A 16,730-nucleotide genomic window follows, 5' to 3' on the forward strand; every position below is an offset into this window, starting at 1 on the left:
CTCAGAAGACGAAGTCGAAGGTCACGGTATAGACATCCATGCGCCCCGACCACAAGCCATTGGCCGGGTCGTTGCGATAGGGGAAGATCGAGGTGGCCTCGCCGCGCACGGCATCCCACTGCGCCTTGAGCGCCATGTTGCGCGCCAGGTCCCAGCGCACGCCGACGATACGGGTGGCCTGGTCGACATGGGCATCGGCCATGATTCTCGTCTCGATGACCTGGCGCCCGGCGGTATTGCGCTGCGCCGAGCGAATCCAGGAATAGCCGAGATAGGGCTTGACCTCGCCAATCCGGTAACCGGCCAGGACGTATCCTCCTTCAGAACTTTCGAACGAATTGCTCCCCTGCTCGATGCGGTTGAGCATCAGTTGCACCTGCAGCGGCCCCTGATCGTAGACCACGCCCAGCGAATAGTAGTCCGAACGCCGGTCGCGGGTGGCGAGATAGCGCGACGACGCCGCCGGGTCGGGCGAATAGGTTTGCAGGATATCGCCGATGGGCAGGTCATTCTTGAACGTGATGTTGGCGTAGCTCGCCCGGATCTGCCAGGCGGCGTACTGGTACTCGACCGAGGCGCCGGTCATGGGCGAGCCGTTGATGTCCCACTGGCGGTCGGCCAGGGGAATCTGGCCGTTGGAAAGACCGTAGAAGGCCTTGACGCGAACGAGACTTTCGCCGAGCGACCAGGCGTAGGCCGCGTCGCCGCCATTGATGCTGTAGAAGGGCAAATACCAGAAGTAATCGCCCGGCGGACGCACCGTCAGGTAGGAATAGCCGACCCAGCGCGAGTCGGCCATCATGAAGAAATCCGTTCCCAGGCGCCCCAGGCGCAGCGTCGCGCTGGGCGTCGGCTCATAACGGAGATAGGCCCAGGCGACCTCCGGGTTGTACGTATGGTCGTAACGGTATTTGGCGGTGGCCTGGACGACGGCCGACAGCCGGGGATCGATCTGCCAGGCGCCCTGCAAGCCGAACACGCTGTCGTTGCGGCCGTCCCAGTGCTTCCTGATGCCGCCCGGCTGCGACAGGTCGCGGACGAACTCGAGCTGGTCGTTCGTCGTCCGGGCCATCCCGACGGTTCCGAAGCCCTGCAGGGTGAACGCCTGGGCATCGTCGGATGCGACGGCAAGGGAAGAAAGGGCCAGCAGGCAGCAGGCGGCAAGCCAGCGCCCGAACGTACCGCCCGATCCTCTCCCCTTCAGCATTCGCGCAAACCGCATGACCATCCAGACCTCAGTTACTTGCCGACCATCGCCTCACCGGAACCGGGAGGCGACAAAGACTCAAGCTTGCGGGTCTGTCGGCAGCGCGATCTTGTTATCCGTGCTGAACTGGTAGTCCTTGAACACATGCTCGGCCGACAGCACCTGGTAGCGGCCGTCTTCGAGCTTGTGGGTCGTATCCTTCAGGCGATAGGTCAGGTGGCCGCAGGTCCAGATCTCGAAGTTGCGCATGTGGGTGCACAGGCAGGTCTTGTCCCAGACCTTGACCTTGCGCGCCTCGGGGTGCGCGGCGACTTCGCGGTTGTAGGACGTGATGTAGGCGCACTTGCCGTTGGCGTCGAGCAGGTAGCCGTAGGCTTCGCAGTTCGGGCGGATGCCGTCGCCGATGCCCGGGCTGGACTTGATCATGCGCATCGGATAGCCGGTCGGCGAAATCTGGTTGACCTCGATATCGTCTTCGTCGGCCTTGAAATATTCCTGTTTGGCGTCGTCCGGCAGGCCGCACTCGCTGGTCACGGTGAAGCGCGTGGCAACCTGGACGCCGGCCGCACCCATCTCGAGGAAGCCGGTGGCGTCGGAGCCGGTGAAGATGCCGCCGGCGGGAAGGACCGGGATATTCAGGTTTTCGTCCCGCAGATACTTGAGCACGTCGGCGACGATGGTGGCCAGGTCGTATTGCGCCCAGTCCATGCCGAAGCCGAGGTGGCCGCCGGCCAGCGGACCTTCGACCACGATGTAGTCCGGCAGGCGGTTGGTGCGGGCGCTCTTCTTCAGGAAGAGCTGCAGCGCGCGGACCGAGGACACGATGATGCCCAGCTGCACGTCGCGGAAGCGCGGGTGGTCCTCGATCAGCGAGAAGGAACCGAGATGCAGGCCGGCCGCCAGCGTGATGCCGTCGATGCCGGAATCCATGGCTGCCGTCATGCGGACCTTGAGGGTCTCCTTCGGCGCGTTCATGGTCAGCTTTTCCATGCAGTTGATGAAGACCAGGCCGCTGCCCTGCTTGCGGCTCATGGTCGCCTCGACGTGCAGGCGGGTGGCTTCCTCGAGGCGGCCGAGGTCGAACTTGACCGCCGACTTGTCCTCGTTCTGGACGTTGTACTTGTAGAGCGCGAGCTTTTCCTTGACGTGCTTGGTTTCGTAGCGGCGATCGGAAACGGTGTTGATCATCGCGTCCGAAATGTGCCCGACGCCGCCCAGCCGGGCTGCCTCCAGGGCCAGATCGGCCGTCGAAATATCAACTCCCATGCCACCGATCATGATCGGCACGAGCTCGTGCTTGCCAAGCCGCAAGCGGAAATCATCCACACGCTTCATCATTGTCCTTATGGAAATCAGCCGAACAACCCCTCACCTCGGCCAAGGATGGGATTTTACGCCATTGTGGGGAACGATGCGTGACAAGGCCGGTATAAATCAAGTTTGCAGCTCGCGACAGTCGTTAAACTTGCCACTTCGATCGTACTTTTCCCTTCCGGTTCATCATGTTTTCACGCACCCATCCGCTGTGGCTCGTCGGCTTCCGTCCCTTCTTCGCGCTGGCCTGCCTTGCCGGCATGCTGCTCCCCATCGCCTGGGCGCTGATGTTCAGCGGCAGCCTGCCGGCCCCGAACGCCCCCTTCACCTCGGTGCAATGGCACGCCCACGAGATGTTCTTCGGTTTCGGCTGGGCCGTACTGGGCGGCTTCCTGCTCACCTCGACCAAGAACTGGGTCAACATCCGCGGCTATCACGGGCCGGCCCTGATGCTGCTCGCCGCGGCCTGGATCGTCGAGCGGCTGGCGATGAGCTTCGGCGGCCAGTGGCCCTTGCCGGTCGCCATGCTCGCCAACAACGCCTTTCTCGGCAGCATCGCCGCCATGCTGGTATGGACGCTGGTCCGCTACCGCAGCCAGGACAGCTACCGCGACAACGCCTTTTTCATGGTCATGCTGCCGGCCTTCCTGGTCGCCAAGTACCTGATGCTCTACGGCAACGACTTCCCGGCCGGCTACGGCATGGCCATCGCGCTGTTCCGCATGGCCTTCCTGGTCATGCTCGAACGCACCCTGACCGGTTTCATGAAGGCGGCTTTCCAGACCCAGATCCTGCGCCAGCCCAAACTCGACATGCCGATCAAGCTGCTCGGCCTGCTGCTGGTGCTCGAACCCTTCCTGCCCCGCCCACTGACGGCCGGCCTGTCGCTGGCCCTGGCCGCGCTGCTCGCCATCCGCTTCGTTTTCTGGAAGCCGCATCTCGCCTTCAAACGCATCGACATCGGGATCATGTACGTCGGCTACCTGGCCATCGTCGGCCAGTTGCTGCTCGAAGCCCTGGGCCATATCATGAACTTCGTGTGGATCGGCTCGGTCTCGGTGCATCTGTTCACCTTCGGCGCCATGGGCTGCGTCATCCCGGCCATGATCATCCGCATCTCCAAGGGCCACACCGGCCGCAAGGTGGTCTTCGACGGACTGGACCGCGCCGTGCTGTACATCATGCTCCTGGCGCTGGTCATCCGCGTCGCCGTGCCACAGTTCGCGCCCGGTGCCTACATCGGCATCATCCACGCGTCGGCGACTTGCTGGCTCGCCAGTTTCGGCATACTCGCCTGGCGCTACATTCCCATCCTGATGCAAGCCCGCATCGACGGCCGGGAGCATTGATCGCCGCGGCGTGGGACAATGGCGGCCCGTTTCAAGGAAACCCGCCATGCACCCCCGCAACGAGAACGCCGATGGTTACGACCTGGCCGTACTGACCGCAACCTCGGCCGCACTGGCCAAGCACATCAAGACGACGCCAGCCGGCACGCCGAGCATCGATTTCGCCAACCCGGCCGCCGTCAAGGCGCTCAACCGGGCGCTGCTCATGCACCATTACGGCGTCAAGGGCTGGGACATCCCGGCTGGCTACCTTTGCCCGCCGATCCCCGGCCGCGCCGACTACATCCACGCGCTGGCCGACCTGCTGGCCGACGGCAACGCCATCCCCACCGGCCCCGGGGTGCGCGGGCTGGACATCGGCACCGGCGCCAACCTGGTCTACCCGCTGATCGGCCACGCCGCCTACGGCTGGTCCTTCCTCGGCACCGACATCGACGAGGCGGCGCTGGCCAACGCCGCCGCCATTCTCGCCAAGAACCCCGAGATCGCCGCCGACGTCGAACTCCGCCACCAGCCGGTATGGGACAACATTTTCACCGGCCTGCTGCGCAGCGGCGAGAACTTCGACTTCACGATGTGCAACCCGCCCTTCCACGCCTCGCCCGACGAGGTGCTGGCGGTCAGCCAGCGCAAATGGAACAACCTCGGCAAACCCGGCGCCCGGCAGGGCTCCACCCAGGCCCGCCTGAATTTCGGCGGCGGCGGCACCGAACTGTGGTGCAACGGCGGCGAGCGCGGCTTCGTCAAGACCATGATCGAGCAGAGCAAGCAGATTCCCAAGCGCGCGCTGTGGTTCACCACGCTGCTCTCCAAGGCCGACAACCTCACGCCGATTCAGGCCGTGCTCAAGAAAGCCCGCGTCGTGGATACCCGCATCATCGACATGGCCCAGGGCCAGAAGCAGAGCCGGATCGTCGCCTGGAGCTTCCTGAGTGCGGGCGAGCGCTCGAAATGGGCGCGCGAGCGGGCGAAAAACCCGGCATAGCGAAACGCCGGAACGGCGCGCCGCCCCGGATGCTAGCCCGCTCCGGGATGCGCCGTGGTCTCGCCCTCCTCGCGGGCACGGGCCAGGTATTCGGCCCACAGGTGGCCGTAGCGGTCGTCGAATCGGGCGTCGAGCAGCTCGACGCCTGAAAAGCGGTCGACGCGGAAGGTGCGGAAGGTCTGGCGGAGCTCGCACCAGGCGCCGAGCGTCCAGCAGCGCCCCCAGAAGACGAGGCCGAGCGGCCAGAGGATGCGCTCGGAGCGTTCGCCGTCGCCGCGCCGGTAGGCGACGCGCACCTTGCGTCCGGATTCCATGCCGTCGCGCAGTGCCGCCATCGGTTCGCGCAGCGGCTCGGGCTGCAGGCAGTCCGGGGCGAGGTAGCGCCGGCTGCTGGCCGCGATGCGCTCTTCCAGATCGCGCGGCAGCACGGCTTCGATGCGTGCCATGGCGGCATCGGCGGCCTTGCCCAGCGCCGGATCGGTCCACGCGCGGACCAGCTTGGCGCCGATGGCCAGGGCAGCGAGTTCGTCGGCGGTGAACATCAGCGGCGGCACCTGGTAGCCGCGCCGCAGGCGGTAGCCGACGCCAGCCTCGCCGTCGATGGGTGCGCCGGCGCGGATGAGGTCGGCGATATCGCGGTAGACGGTGCGCTCCGACACCTCCAGCGCCTCGGCCAAGGCCCGGGCGGTGACGATGCGGCCGTGGCGCAGCATGAGGATGATCTGGAACAGGCGGTCGGCTGGGCGCATCGGCGACAACTCCGGGAATGGCGGCTGGATTTCAGCATAGCACGCGCTTTCGCGCGGCCCGTGGAGTCTCCTGACACCACGTTGTCAGGAGGGGGCGCGGATGATGCGCTCAACGCCGGCAAGCAGCCGGCGCCCAACCTCAAGGAGAAAACCATGAACACCCCGATCTGCTGGTTCGAATTGCCCACCACCGACCTCGACCGCGCCGTCGCCTTTTACCAGCGCGTGCTCGGCACGACTTTCCGCCGCGAAACCTGCGGCGACCACCCGATGGCCATCTTCGCCTACGCCGACGAGATGCCCGGCGGCGCCCTGGTCGCCATGCCGCAACTGGAACCGCGCGACAACGGGACGCTGATCTACCTGAGCGTGGACGATCTCGACGCGGCGCTCGCCCGCACGCAGGCCGCCGGCGGCCAGGTCGCCATGCCGCGCCTGGCCCTGGGGCAGGACGCGCAGGGCCGGGACATCGGCAGCATAGCGCTGATCGTCGATAGCGAAGGCAACCGCGTCGGCCTGCACGCCCGCGGCTGAAGGCGCTGACAGCGCCTTGCCGTCACCCGCCCGGCAAGGCGCCAGGCCCCAAAGGCCTGGGCGCGGCCGGATGGCGCGCACCGGCCAGCGCAAAGGCCGGCGGAATGGAGAAAGACGGCACCCGGTATAATGAGCGCCCTTCATGTTGCCGGTGCCTCCCGTGTCCGACCGTCTTGCCGTCCTTCCCCAATACCTGATCCCCAAGCAGGCCCTTACCGTTCTGGCCGGCAAACTGGCCTCGGCCGAAGCCGGCTCGCTGACGACCTCGGTCATCCGCTGGTTCGTCGGCCGCTACGACGTGAACATGGCCGAGGCGGCCAATCCGGACATCGCCGGCTACAAGAGCTTCAACGAATTTTTCACCCGGCCGTTGCGGGACGGCGCGCGGCCCCTGGCCGACGCCGATTTCCTGTCCCCGGTAGACGGCGCGATCAGCCAGTTCGGCGCCATCGCGCGCGACCAGATCTTCCAGGCCAAGGGGCATTCCTACTCGACCACCGCGCTGGTCGGCGGCGACCGCGAGCTGGCCGCCCGCTTCGAGAACGGCAGTTTCGCCACGCTCTACCTCAGCCCGCGCGACTATCACCGCATCCACATGCCCTGCGACGGCAAGCTGACGCGGATGATCTACGTGCCCGGCGCGCTGTTTTCGGTCAACCCGACCACCGCCCGCGGCGTGCCCGGGCTCTTTGCCCGCAACGAGCGCGTGGTCTGCGTCTTCGAAACGGCCGGCGGCCCTTTCGTGCTGACCCTGGTCGGCGCCACCATCGTCGGCAGCATGGCGACGGTCTGGCACGGAGTGGTCAATCCGCCGCGCCCGGGCGTGATCCGCGAATGGCGCTACGACGAGCAGAACGTCGTGCTCCGGAAAGGCGAGGAAATGGGGCGCTTCCTGCTCGGCTCGACGGTCGTCATGCTCTTTCCGAAAGACCGCCTGTCCTTCAATCCCGACTGGTCGCCGACGCGGTCGATCAGGATGGGGGAAACGATGGGCAGCAACATCTAACAAAAAGACGAAAATCACCAAATAAATTCCAGTTGCCAAAAATAAGTCTCTCCCTATACTACTTTCGTAATAGGGGAGATTTATGCATTCCTGGTCGCTCAAAACGCGCTTCTCGATTGGCGTAGTCCTGCTGTTTTTCCTGGCCCTGGCGGCCATCCTGCACGTGGTGCTGGATACCCTGCAGGAGCGATTCCAGCGACTCATCGGCCAGGATGTCGCGCTCCTGACGGAAACCCACGCGACCCTGCTCGACCGCCGCTTCGAAGCGGCAACGCAGATGCTGCAAACCATTGCCGCCCATGCCCCGGAAGCGGCTTTCGACAAGCCCGCCGCCGCCCATGCCTATATCGGCACCCAGTCGGCCGGGCTGAGCGTTTTCGACCTGGGCCTCTATATCGCCAACAAGGATCGCATCCTCATCGGCGTCAATACGAAGGACCCTGCTGCCGCCCAGAAACGCCTCGGCAAACTCACCGGAGCGCCGGACGCCGACCAACGCGCCCGGGAAAGCCGCCGGCCGACCTTCTCCGAGCCCTACCCCTCACCGTCCTGCAACGGCTGCCCGGCGGTCGCCCTGATCATTCCAATTTTTGGCCGCGACGGCGAACATCGCGGATTCGTCACCGGCGCCCTGCGCCTCGACGGCAACAACTTCCTGGCTTCGCTGAATGAAGTCCGCATCGGGCAAGGCGGCTATTTCTTCATGCTGACGCGGTCGCGGACCATGCTGATGCACCCCGACCCGGCGCGCATCATGAAAATCGCCGCCAAGCCGGGGCAGAACAGGATTCTCGACAAGGCGCTCGAGCAAAATTTCGAAGGAAGCGGGGTCACCTTCAACAGCACCGGCACGAAGATGATCGTCGGCATACGCGCCATGAAAAGCACGGGCTGGCTGCTGGCGGCCAATTTCCCGGTCGCCGAAGCCGAGCAGCCGTTTCGCGAAACCCGCGACCGGGTCTTCTTCCTCGCCGCCGTTGCCGGATGCGGCCTTCTCGCGCTGGCCTGGCTCATGGCGCAACGCTCGCTGGCCCCTTTGTCGCGCCTCACCGAACACGTCGCCCGCCTGACCAACCAGGTGGAAAAAACGCCGATCAAGCTGCAGGCGACGGGCGAGATCGGCACGCTGGAACGAGCCTTCAACGAAATGCTCGCGGTACAGGAACGGCAGCGCCACGAACAGGAACGCGTGGATGCCGAGATACGCGACCTGAACGCCAACCTGGAGCGCCTGATCGAGGAACGGACCGTCGCGCTGGCCAACGCCAACCGCGAACTGGGACAAACCATCCAGACCCTGACCGATACCCGCCAGGAACTGGTCGAGGCTGAAAAGCTGGCGGCCCTGGGGGCGCTGGTCGCCGGCATCGCCCACGAACTGAATACGCCGATCGGCAACTGCGTGCTGGTCGCCTCGCGCCTGAGCGACGAAACCGCGGCGCTGCAATCGGAAATCGACCAGGGCCAGCTGCGCAAAACGACCCTTCGCGAGCATATGGGCAAGCTCGACAATGCGACGCTCATCCTGCAACGCAACCTCGACAAGGCAGCCCAGCTGATCGCCAGTTTCAAGCGTGCCGCCGTCGACCGGACCAGCGACGTCCGCCGGGGTTTCATGCTCAAGGAGACGCTGAACGACACCGTGCTGATGCTCAACCCCAGCCTGAAACGGGGTCATTGCACGGTGACGACCGAGATCGACGGCGACATCCCGATGAACTCCTACCCCGGCAGCCTCAACCAGGCCGTTTCCGCCCTGCTCGAAAACGCCATGATCCACGGCTACGGCGAGACGGGCGGCGACATACGCCTGTCGGCAAGGCAGGATGGCGACAAGGCGGTGATCGTCGTCCGCGACAACGGCGCCGGCATCCCCGACGAAAACCTCGGGCGCGTATTCGACCCCTTCTTCACGACCCGCTTCGGCAAAGGCGGGAGCGGCCTCGGGTTGAATATCGTCTACAACATCGTGACCGGCATCCTCGGCGGCAAGATACGCGTCGAAAGCGCGCCCGGCCAGGGCTGCGCCTTTACCCTGACGCTCCCGCTGGAAGCGCCCGACGCGGCTTGATCGTCAAGTCACGGCAGCCCACCGCGACCTTTCGATTCAAGCCGAGAATGCTTCAGGGCATCACTTTCCCCTGCCTCGTCGTCATGACTTACTGGCTCGCATTCAGCCGCTTGACCCCGGCGACGAAGCGCTGCAGCGTCTGCGACAGCACGCCGCGCGGGATCATGATCTCGATCAGCTGGAAGCGACCGCGCACCGCCATCGCCTGGTCGAGCGCCGCCTTCAGTTCGGCGCGGGTGCGGACCCTGACCCCGTCGCCGCCCATGCCGGCGGCCATCGACGCAAAGCCCCAGTCGTCCAGGTTGTTGAACCCGGATTCCGGCTGGAAGGTACGCAGCATTTCCCAGCTCGCGTTGTTGAACAGCAGGACGATGGGGTCCCAGCCGTAGCGGCGGCAGTTGCCCAGTTCCCAGCCGGTCATCTGGAAAGCGCCGTCGCCGACCAGGATCAGCGGCCGCTGCCCGGTCGCCGCCTGGATACCCAGCCCGGCCGGGACGCCGTAGCCCATCGTCGCGTAGTAGCCGGGCGCGACCAGCGCGGTCTGCTCGATATCCATGGCGGTGAACAGGCAGTCGCCCATATCGGCGGCAATCGGCAGCTTGCCGTGCTCGTCCATCAGGTCGTTGACCGCCATCGCGATGTCGTTCGGCGCGATCGTCGCCGCATCGGCGCTCAGGCCGCGCGGATAGGCCGTGCGCTGCACCTCGAAATCGCCCGAACGCGGCAGCGTGCGGGCAAGCAGGGCATCGACCAGCGCGGCGAGCGGCATGTCGTGATAGACGTGGTAGCCCAGGCGCACCTCGCCATCGCAGGCGACGATGGTCTTCCGGAGATCGATCTTCTTTTCCGACACCGCAAAATTGGTGTCCGAGAGGATCACCCCGAGCAGGAAAAGACCGTCGGAACCCTCGACCAGTTCGGTCACTTCCGGCAAGCCGGCGACTCCCATGTAGGTGCCGACCAGCGGCGCATTGGCTTCGGCCAGCAGGCCGCGGCCCATGAAGCAGGTGGCGACGGGCAGCGCCAGGCGGTGCGCCAGTTCGGCCACTTTTTCCTCCAGCCCGAAGCGGCGCACTTCGACGTCGATCATCAGCACCGGCCTTGCCGCCGCGTCGAGCCGGCGCAATACCTCCTCGGCGCAGGCGGCCAGGGCATCCGGATCGACCGTCGGCGCAGCCAGCGGCGGCACCGGCGCACAGGGCGCGGCCACCATGTCGCGGGGAATTTCGATATACACCGGTCGCGAGTGCTTCAGGCAGTTGCCGAGCACGCGCGCGATATCGGCCGGGGCGCGCGCCGCGTCGTCGAGCCGCACGCGGTCGCAGGTGATTTCCTCGAAGATGCGGTATTGCGAATCGAGCGTCTTGGCCTGGTGGTGGAGCAACAGCCCGGAACTCGACTCCCCGGTGCCGGGCCCGCCGGAGAGCACGACCAGAGGCGACTTCTCCGCATAGGCAGCGGCGACCGCGTTGATCATGTTGAGCGCCCCGGCACCGTAGGTCACCGCGGCCACTCCCAGCGATCGCCCCTCGCCGCACCCGATGCGCGCCGCGGCGTCGGCCGCGAATCCCACGCCCGGCTCATGGGAGAGCGTATGCAACGGGAGGATGCCGGACTCCTCGATGATGCGGAAATACGGCAGCGCGAAGTCGCCGGGAATGCCGAATATCCGGCGGGCGCCGTTGGCTTTGAGTGCATGCAGAAGGGATTCGGTCAGATTCATCGAGCGGTTTTCCAGAAAGATTTCCTAGAAAAAATTATTGCGCAACACGAGCGCAACAGGCGTTCAAAATAAGCACACAAAACAGTAAATTACGCACACTTTGTGCATGAACAGGAAAATCATGAGCGAAATCGTCATCGACCGCTACGACCTGCAACTTCTCGCCGCGCTGCAGCGCCAGGGGCAGGCCACCAATGCCGAACTGGGCGAAAAGGCCAACCTCTCGGCCTCGCAGATCAGCCGCCGCATCCAGCGGCTCGAGGAGGCCAAGGTCATCTCCGGCTACGCCGCCCTGCTCGACCCGCCGGCGCTCGGCCTCGGAGTCATCGCCTACGCCCAGGTCATTCTGGAAAGGCACGACAAGACCCGCGCCAGCGATTTCGAACGGCAGGTCAGCGCGCTACCCGAAGTGCTCGAATGCTTCGCCGTCACCGGCGAGGCCGACTACATGCTGCGCATCGTCGCCCCCGACCTTGCCGCCTTCTCCGACCTGATGATGAAAAAGCTGCTCACCCTGCCCGGCGTCGCGCAGGTGAAAACCAATATCGCATTATCGAAAATAAAGCAGACGCATGAACTGCCGCTCGGTCATGTCGCACATCCGCAGCAGCCCAAGCGACGGGTGCGCTTCAAGGAGTGATGGGGCGAGCTGCCCCTACTGGAAGGCCCCCGGCGCGAGCAGGCTGGTCGGCCGCATCCGGCGCGTCCCGACCGGGAAGACGAACTCCGCATCGGGCAGCAGCTCCATGCCCGGCGCCTGCCCCGGCGGCCTGACCGCACCGCGCAGCGGCGACAGGTTGGTCAGTTTCAGCGGAATGCCGCCCAGGTCGACCAGTTCGTGCCGACCGACCGAGCGGTTGCCATCGAATCGGCCTTGCGACGGCTTGTAGAGATCGCCCGCCCCCACCGTCAGGTTGTTGAGCAGCCAGACCTCGACATCGGCCCCCATCCGGTCGCTGCGCACGTTGACGAAGGTGCCGGCATGGGCGTCGTTGATCAGCGTGTTGTGCGCCATGTACAGGGCGTTCTCCGGCCATTTCGGCCCCTCGGCGCCGTAGGAAACGAGGCGCGGATTGTCGGTGCCGGCGCTTTGGCCGATGGTATTGCCGACCACGTAGGCGACCCCGCCATTGGGAAACTCGAGTTCGTAGGACGACTTGCCGCCGGCGCCGTCGACCAGCATGTTGTACAGGATGTGGTTCTCGCGCGCCCGAGATTTGACGAGGTGGCCGAGATAGCCGTTGGCAAAGCGGCTGCCGCGCAGCGTGAATTTCCCGATCGCGCCGACATACAACAGGTGATGCAGATCGCCCTGGGTGCGCGGCGCATCGCCGAACTCGCTGTCGACCACCTCGAGACTCAATTCGCTGCGGTTTGCCGTCAGGATGCCCATCTCGTTGTCGAAGAAGGTGCAGCCGCGCACGGTCAGGCTGCCTTTTTCGAAACGGATGCCGGCGCCGTTCAGGTCGGCCACCCTGGCGCCGCGAAATTCGATATTCTCGATCCGCACTTTGCCGCCGCGCACCACCCAGATCGCCTTGCCCTCGGCGCTCTTGCCGTCGGCCAGCATGACCGGCCGCTCGCCGGCGCCGCGAATCACCAGGTTGTTCTGCGTCCAGACTGTCGGCTGTCCGCGATAGACCCCCGGGCGAATCTCGATCACCTCGCCGTCGCGCGCCTGTCTGGCCGCCTCGGCGATCGAGGTGATTTTCTCGCCGGGACCGACCATCATCGTCGCCGGCACGATCGCCTGAACGCTTATGGCGTCTTCCGGGCGGGCCACCAGGCGGCCGTCGGCCCCGCGGCGAATCTCCCCCAGGTAGTCCGGCGCCGCAGGCAGTTTGTCGCCGGTCTGCGCCAGCGCGCCGCCCAGGCAAAGCCACAAGGCCAGCCCGCCCACGGGCAGCAAACGGGCAATGAATCGAACCATGGCAGGCCGCTCCGCTCGAGAAATGGGGAAGCAGCCATGAAACGGCGCCATGATGCATTTGTCAACCGCTCACTCCGTGGCACTATCTGCCCTTCGCCGCCGATGGCCGCCCCCTTCGGCCATCCCGGCCTTTCCTCCACCTTGCAGGAGCCCCGCATGACCCCGACCGCATCTCCCCTGAAAAACGCCTTCCGCCGCCTGGCCGTCGCCGGGCTGTTCCTGCTCGGCAGCAGCCTGGCCATGGCCGAGGCGCCGCAGCAAAAAACCCAGGTGCCGGGCTACTACCGCCTGATGCTCGGCCAGTTCGAAGTGACCGCCCTCTACGATGGCGCCATCGACCTCGACGAGAAGCTGCTGAAGAACATCGACAAGCGCGACATCCAGCGCCTGCTCGCCCGCGAGTTCCTGAAAGGCCCCAAGGTGCAGACCGCCGTCAACGCCTACCTGGTGAACACCGGCAAGCAGCTGATCCTGGTCGACGCCGGTGCCGCCAAGCTGTTCGGGCCGGGACTCGGCAACATCGTGGATAACCTCAAGGCGGCCGGCTACACCCCGGAACAGGTCGACACCGTGCTCGTCACCCACCTGCACGGCGACCACATCAACGGCCTGGTCACCCCGGAGGGCCAGCGCGTCTTCGTCAACGCCGAAGTGTGGTCGACCAAGGCGGACAACGTTTTCTGGCTGAGCGAGGCAATTGCCGCCCAGGCCCCGAAGGATTTCCAGCCCTTCTTCAAGATGTCGCGCGATGCCGCCGCCCCCTATCTCGCCGCCGGCAAATGGAAGACCTTCGACAGCGACCGCGAACTGCTGGCCGGCGTCAGCAGCGTCGACACGCACGGCCACACCCCGGGCCACGCCAGCTACCTGTTCCAGAGCGGCGATCAGCGCCTGATGGTCCTCGGCGACCTGGTGCATAACCACGCCGTCCAGTTCGCCCGCCCGGAAGTCGCCTTCGAATTCGACAACGACCCGAAGCAGGCAGTCATCGCCCGCAAACGCATCTGGGCGCTGGCCGCCAAGGAGAAGCTGATGATCGCCGGCATGCACCTGCCCTTCCCCGGCGTCGGCCATGTCCGCAAGGAAGCCAAGGGCTACGCCTGGGTTCCCGCCGAGTTCGCGCCGCTGGCCAAGTAGCATGCAGATCTGGGTCGATGCCGACGCCTGCCCCGGCGTCATCAAGGAAATCATCTACCGCGCCGCCGAGCGGCGGCAGATCCAGACCATCCTGGTCGCCAACCAGATGCTGCGCACGCCGCCGTCGAAATTCATCCGCGCCGTCCAGGTACCCAGCGGCTTCGATGTCGCCGACCGGCACATCGTCGACCAGGTGGTTGCCGGCGACCTGGTGGTTACCGCCGACATCCCGCTCGCCTCGCTGGTCATCGAGCGCGGCGCCCATGCCCTGAACCCGCGCGGCGAGCTGTACACCACGGCCACCATCCGCGAACGGCTGAGCATGCGCAATTTCATGGAAGAATTGCGCAGTGCCGGCGTCGAAACCGGCGGCCCGGCTTCCTTCAGCCAGGCCGACCGACAGGCCTTCGGCAACCAGCTCGACCGTTTTCTCGCCAGATTACCCAAGGAGTCCGCATGACCACTTCGCTCAGCCGCTACGACGATGCCCGCCCCTACACCACCAAGGACGGTTCGGAAATCCGCGAACTGATGCACCCGCGGCAGCATGGCAACCAGGCGCAGAGCCTGGCCGAGGCGACGGTTTATTCCGGCCAGAAAACCCTGCTCCATCGCCACCGCGTCACCGAAGAGCTGTACCACGTCACCGCCGGCCAGGGCACGATGATCCTCGGCGACCAGACGTTCGCCATCGGCGTCGGCGACACCATCCTGATCCCGCCCGGCACCCCGCATGCGCTGCACAACACCTGGCCGGTTCCCCTGCGCGTGCTGTGCGCCTGCAGCCCGGCCTACGACCACGCCGACACCGAAATCCTCGACGACAGCGCCACCCCCTGAAAACCATGAACGCCATCAAAACCGCGCCCCTCTTCGCCGCCGGCAACCCGCTCGATCAAAACCAGGTGCACTGCGACCGCTGCACCCTGTCGAGCAAGGTGGTGCTCGCCACGCCCTGCCCCGTCGGCGGCCTGCTGGCCATTGGCGAAGCACCGGGCGCACTCGAGGAAGAACGCGGCGAAGGCTTCGTCGGCGACGCCGGCAAGAAGCTGGATTCTTTTCTACTCGAACAAGGGATCACCCGCGCGCAGTACGGCCGGGCCAACATCTGCCGCTGCCGCCCGGAGAACAATCGCAAGCCCAAGGCCGGCGAAATCCGCGCCTGCCTGCCCTTTCTCGCCGAACTGATCGTTCGCTGCCAGCCGAAGGTGATCCTGGCGGTCGGCGGCGGCACGGCGACCCAGGTTTTCTGCGGCAAGGGAACGCTGCACCAGAAACTGGCGCAACGCCCGTACTGGCAGGCCGACGACTGCAAGGCGCAGGCCGCCGAAGAGTTGCGGGCGGCGCTTGACCATGTTCAATTCGTCGTGCCCATGCCGCATAGCAGCCCCCTGGCCATGAACCGCTACGCACCGGACGGCACGCGCTGGGAGGTCATCGCCCGGCAGCAGGTCGCCCAGGCGGTCGCCCTGCTCGGCTAGCTAGCTCACGAGCCGATCAGCCCGCTAGTCGGCGACGACGGATCGGCCGAGTAGTATTTGCGGGCCATGCGCCCGGCCAGGAAGGCTTCGCGCCCGGCCTCGATGCCTTTCTTCATGGCGCTGGCCATGAGCACCGGGTCCTTGGCGTGGGCGATGGCGGTGTTCATCAGCACGCCGTCGCAGCCCAGTTCCATGGCGATGGTGGCGTCCGACGCGGTGCCGACGCCGGCGTCGACGATGATCGGCACCTTGGCGTTGTCGATGATCAGGCGCAGGTTCCACGGATTCACGATGCCCATGCCGGAGCCGATCAGCGAGGCCAGCGGCATGACCGCGACACAGCCGATCTCTTCGAGCATCTTGCACTGGATGGGGTCGTCGGCGCAGTAGACCATGACCTGGAAGCCTTCCTTGACCAGCGTCGCTGCCGCCTTCAGGGTTTCCGGCATGTTCGGGAAGAGGTTGCTCGGGTCGCCGAGCACTTCCAGCTTGCACAGCGGATGGCCGTCGAGCAGCTCGCGCGCCAGGCGCAGGGTGCGCACCGCGTCGTCGGCGGTGTAGCAGCCGGCGGTGTTGGGCAGGATGGTGAAGCGCGACGGCGGCACGGCGTCGAGCAGGTTGGGCTGGCTGGCGTCCTGGCCGATATTCACGCGGCGCACGGCGACGGTGACGATCTCGGCGCCCGAGGCGTCGAGGGCGGCGCGCGTTTCGGCGAAGTCCTTGTACTTGCCGGTGCCGACCAGCAAACGGGAACGGTAGGCCTTGCCGGCGAGGGTCAGTTGGTGCATGGCTTTTAGTCGCTAGTCATTGGTTGTTGGTCATTAGCCGTGGAGTGCCGGTTGTTTTTGCTAACGACTAACAACCAGCGACTAACCACTGCTTTCAGCCGCCGCCGACGGCGGCGATGATTTCCAGGCGGTCGCCGGCGGCCAGGAAAACCTGCGCGTACTGGCTTTTGGGGACGATCTCGCCGTTCCGTTCGATGGCGATGCGCTTGCCGGAGTAATGCAGTTCCTCGAGCAGCTGGGCGAGAGTGACGCTGTGCTTGGCCAGCCATTTCTGGCCATTGACGATGATGAGCGACATGGGTTTACACCTTGCGATAGATGTCGGCCCCGCTCTTCACGAACTCGACGGCCTTGGCTTCCATGCCCTTGTCCAGCGCCTCGGTCTCGGCGATGCCCTGCTGCGCCGCGAAGTCGCGCACGTCCTGGGTGATCTTCATCGAGCAGAAGTGCGGGCCG

At 65.6% G+C, this 16,730-nt stretch carries 17 protein-coding genes; 10 read left to right on the forward strand and 7 right to left on the reverse strand.

Translation table 11 applies throughout. The features are described 5' to 3' along the window. Position 1 precedes the first annotated feature (1 nt). Positions 2 to 1,207, reverse strand: coding sequence for a hypothetical protein (locus Q0P59_RS12885; protein ID WP_295006864.1), 1,206 nt, complete (start codon positions 1,205 to 1,207; stop codon positions 2 to 4). Between the two features lie 78 nt (positions 1,208 to 1,285). Next, positions 1,286 to 2,542, reverse strand: a complete 1,257-nt coding sequence (locus tag Q0P59_RS12890) for a nitronate monooxygenase (RefSeq protein WP_295006884.1) — start codon at positions 2,540 to 2,542, stop codon at positions 1,286 to 1,288. Positions 2,543 to 2,709: 167 nt separating this feature from the next. Between Q0P59_RS12890 and Q0P59_RS12895 the strand changes: the two genes are divergently transcribed. Together Q0P59_RS12895 and rlmF are read left to right on the forward strand one after the other, a co-directional pair. Next, on the forward strand, positions 2,710 to 3,870 hold the full coding sequence (locus Q0P59_RS12895; RefSeq protein WP_295006865.1) for an NnrS family protein: 1,161 nt from the start codon (positions 2,710 to 2,712) through the stop codon (positions 3,868 to 3,870). Positions 3,871 to 3,916: 46 nt separating this feature from the next. Then, a complete protein-coding gene (gene rlmF, locus Q0P59_RS12900) occupies positions 3,917 to 4,855 on the forward strand; it encodes a 23S rRNA (adenine(1618)-N(6))-methyltransferase RlmF (protein WP_295006866.1) in 939 nt (312 codons plus the stop codon). Positions 4,856 to 4,887: 32 nt separating this feature from the next. Here rlmF and Q0P59_RS12905 read toward each other — a convergent pair whose 3' ends face one another. Then, positions 4,888 to 5,604 carry a YafY family protein gene (locus Q0P59_RS12905; protein ID WP_295006867.1) on the reverse strand — a complete coding sequence of 239 codons (717 nt, stop codon included), beginning with the start codon at positions 5,602 to 5,604 and terminating at the stop codon, positions 4,888 to 4,890. Between the two features lie 153 nt (positions 5,605 to 5,757). Here Q0P59_RS12905 and Q0P59_RS12910 point away from each other — a divergent pair, with 153 nt between their 5' ends. From Q0P59_RS12910 to Q0P59_RS12920, 3 genes are all read left to right on the forward strand, one after another. Continuing rightward, positions 5,758 to 6,138: a VOC family protein gene (locus tag Q0P59_RS12910; RefSeq protein ID WP_295006868.1), complete on the forward strand. Its 381-nt coding sequence runs from the start codon at positions 5,758 to 5,760 to the stop codon at positions 6,136 to 6,138. Positions 6,139 to 6,298: 160 nt separating this feature from the next. Continuing rightward, positions 6,299 to 7,144, forward strand: coding sequence for an archaetidylserine decarboxylase (gene asd, locus Q0P59_RS12915; protein WP_295006869.1), 846 nt, complete (start codon positions 6,299 to 6,301; stop codon positions 7,142 to 7,144). An 82-nt stretch (positions 7,145 to 7,226) separates the two neighbouring features. Continuing rightward, complete coding sequence (locus Q0P59_RS12920; protein WP_295006870.1) at positions 7,227 to 9,215, forward strand: ATP-binding protein; 1,989 nt, start codon at positions 7,227 to 7,229, stop codon at positions 9,213 to 9,215. An 88-nt stretch (positions 9,216 to 9,303) separates the two neighbouring features. Here the strand turns inward: Q0P59_RS12920 and ipdC are convergent, their stop codons facing one another. Beyond that, positions 9,304 to 10,938 (reverse strand): indolepyruvate/phenylpyruvate decarboxylase, encoded by a 1,635-nt coding sequence (gene ipdC, locus Q0P59_RS12925; protein ID WP_295006871.1) that lies wholly within the window; start codon positions 10,936 to 10,938, stop codon positions 9,304 to 9,306. Positions 10,939 to 11,059: 121 nt separating this feature from the next. Here ipdC and Q0P59_RS12930 point away from each other — a divergent pair, with 121 nt between their 5' ends. Next, complete coding sequence (locus tag Q0P59_RS12930; protein WP_295006872.1) at positions 11,060 to 11,578, forward strand: Lrp/AsnC family transcriptional regulator; 519 nt, start codon at positions 11,060 to 11,062, stop codon at positions 11,576 to 11,578. 15 nt (positions 11,579 to 11,593) lie between these two features. Here Q0P59_RS12930 and Q0P59_RS12935 read toward each other — a convergent pair whose 3' ends face one another. Then, a complete protein-coding gene (locus tag Q0P59_RS12935; protein WP_295006873.1) occupies positions 11,594 to 12,868 on the reverse strand; it encodes a hypothetical protein in 1,275 nt (424 codons plus the stop codon). Positions 12,869 to 13,024: 156 nt separating this feature from the next. Between Q0P59_RS12935 and Q0P59_RS12940 the strand changes: the two genes are divergently transcribed. The 4 genes from Q0P59_RS12940 to Q0P59_RS12955 are packed head-to-tail and all read left to right on the forward strand — an operon-like array spanning position 13,025 to position 15,486. Then, positions 13,025 to 14,005 (forward strand): MBL fold metallo-hydrolase, encoded by a 981-nt coding sequence (locus Q0P59_RS12940; protein ID WP_295006874.1) that lies wholly within the window; start codon positions 13,025 to 13,027, stop codon positions 14,003 to 14,005. Between the two features lies 1 nt (position 14,006). Next, a complete protein-coding gene (locus Q0P59_RS12945) occupies positions 14,007 to 14,465 on the forward strand; it encodes a YaiI/YqxD family protein (protein ID WP_295006875.1) in 459 nt (152 codons plus the stop codon). After that, entirely contained in the window at positions 14,462 to 14,845 is a 384-nt protein-coding gene (locus Q0P59_RS12950) for a cupin domain-containing protein (RefSeq protein WP_295006876.1), read from the forward strand. Before Q0P59_RS12945 ends, Q0P59_RS12950 begins: the two co-directional genes overlap by 4 nt. A gap of 5 nt (positions 14,846 to 14,850) precedes the next feature. Continuing rightward, complete coding sequence (locus Q0P59_RS12955) at positions 14,851 to 15,486, forward strand: uracil-DNA glycosylase (RefSeq protein ID WP_295006877.1); 636 nt, start codon at positions 14,851 to 14,853, stop codon at positions 15,484 to 15,486. A gap of 5 nt (positions 15,487 to 15,491) precedes the next feature. Here Q0P59_RS12955 and Q0P59_RS12960 read toward each other — a convergent pair whose 3' ends face one another. After that, complete coding sequence (locus Q0P59_RS12960) at positions 15,492 to 16,274, reverse strand: thiazole synthase (RefSeq protein ID WP_295006878.1); 783 nt, start codon at positions 16,272 to 16,274, stop codon at positions 15,492 to 15,494. A gap of 94 nt (positions 16,275 to 16,368) precedes the next feature. Beyond that, positions 16,369 to 16,572: a sulfur carrier protein ThiS gene (thiS, locus tag Q0P59_RS12965; protein WP_295006879.1), complete on the reverse strand. Its 204-nt coding sequence runs from the start codon at positions 16,570 to 16,572 to the stop codon at positions 16,369 to 16,371. Positions 16,573 to 16,730: the final 158 nt, after the last annotated feature.

Source organism: uncultured Dechloromonas sp. (assembly GCF_945957265.1).
Classification (GTDB): Bacteria; Pseudomonadota; Gammaproteobacteria; order Burkholderiales; family Rhodocyclaceae; genus Azonexus.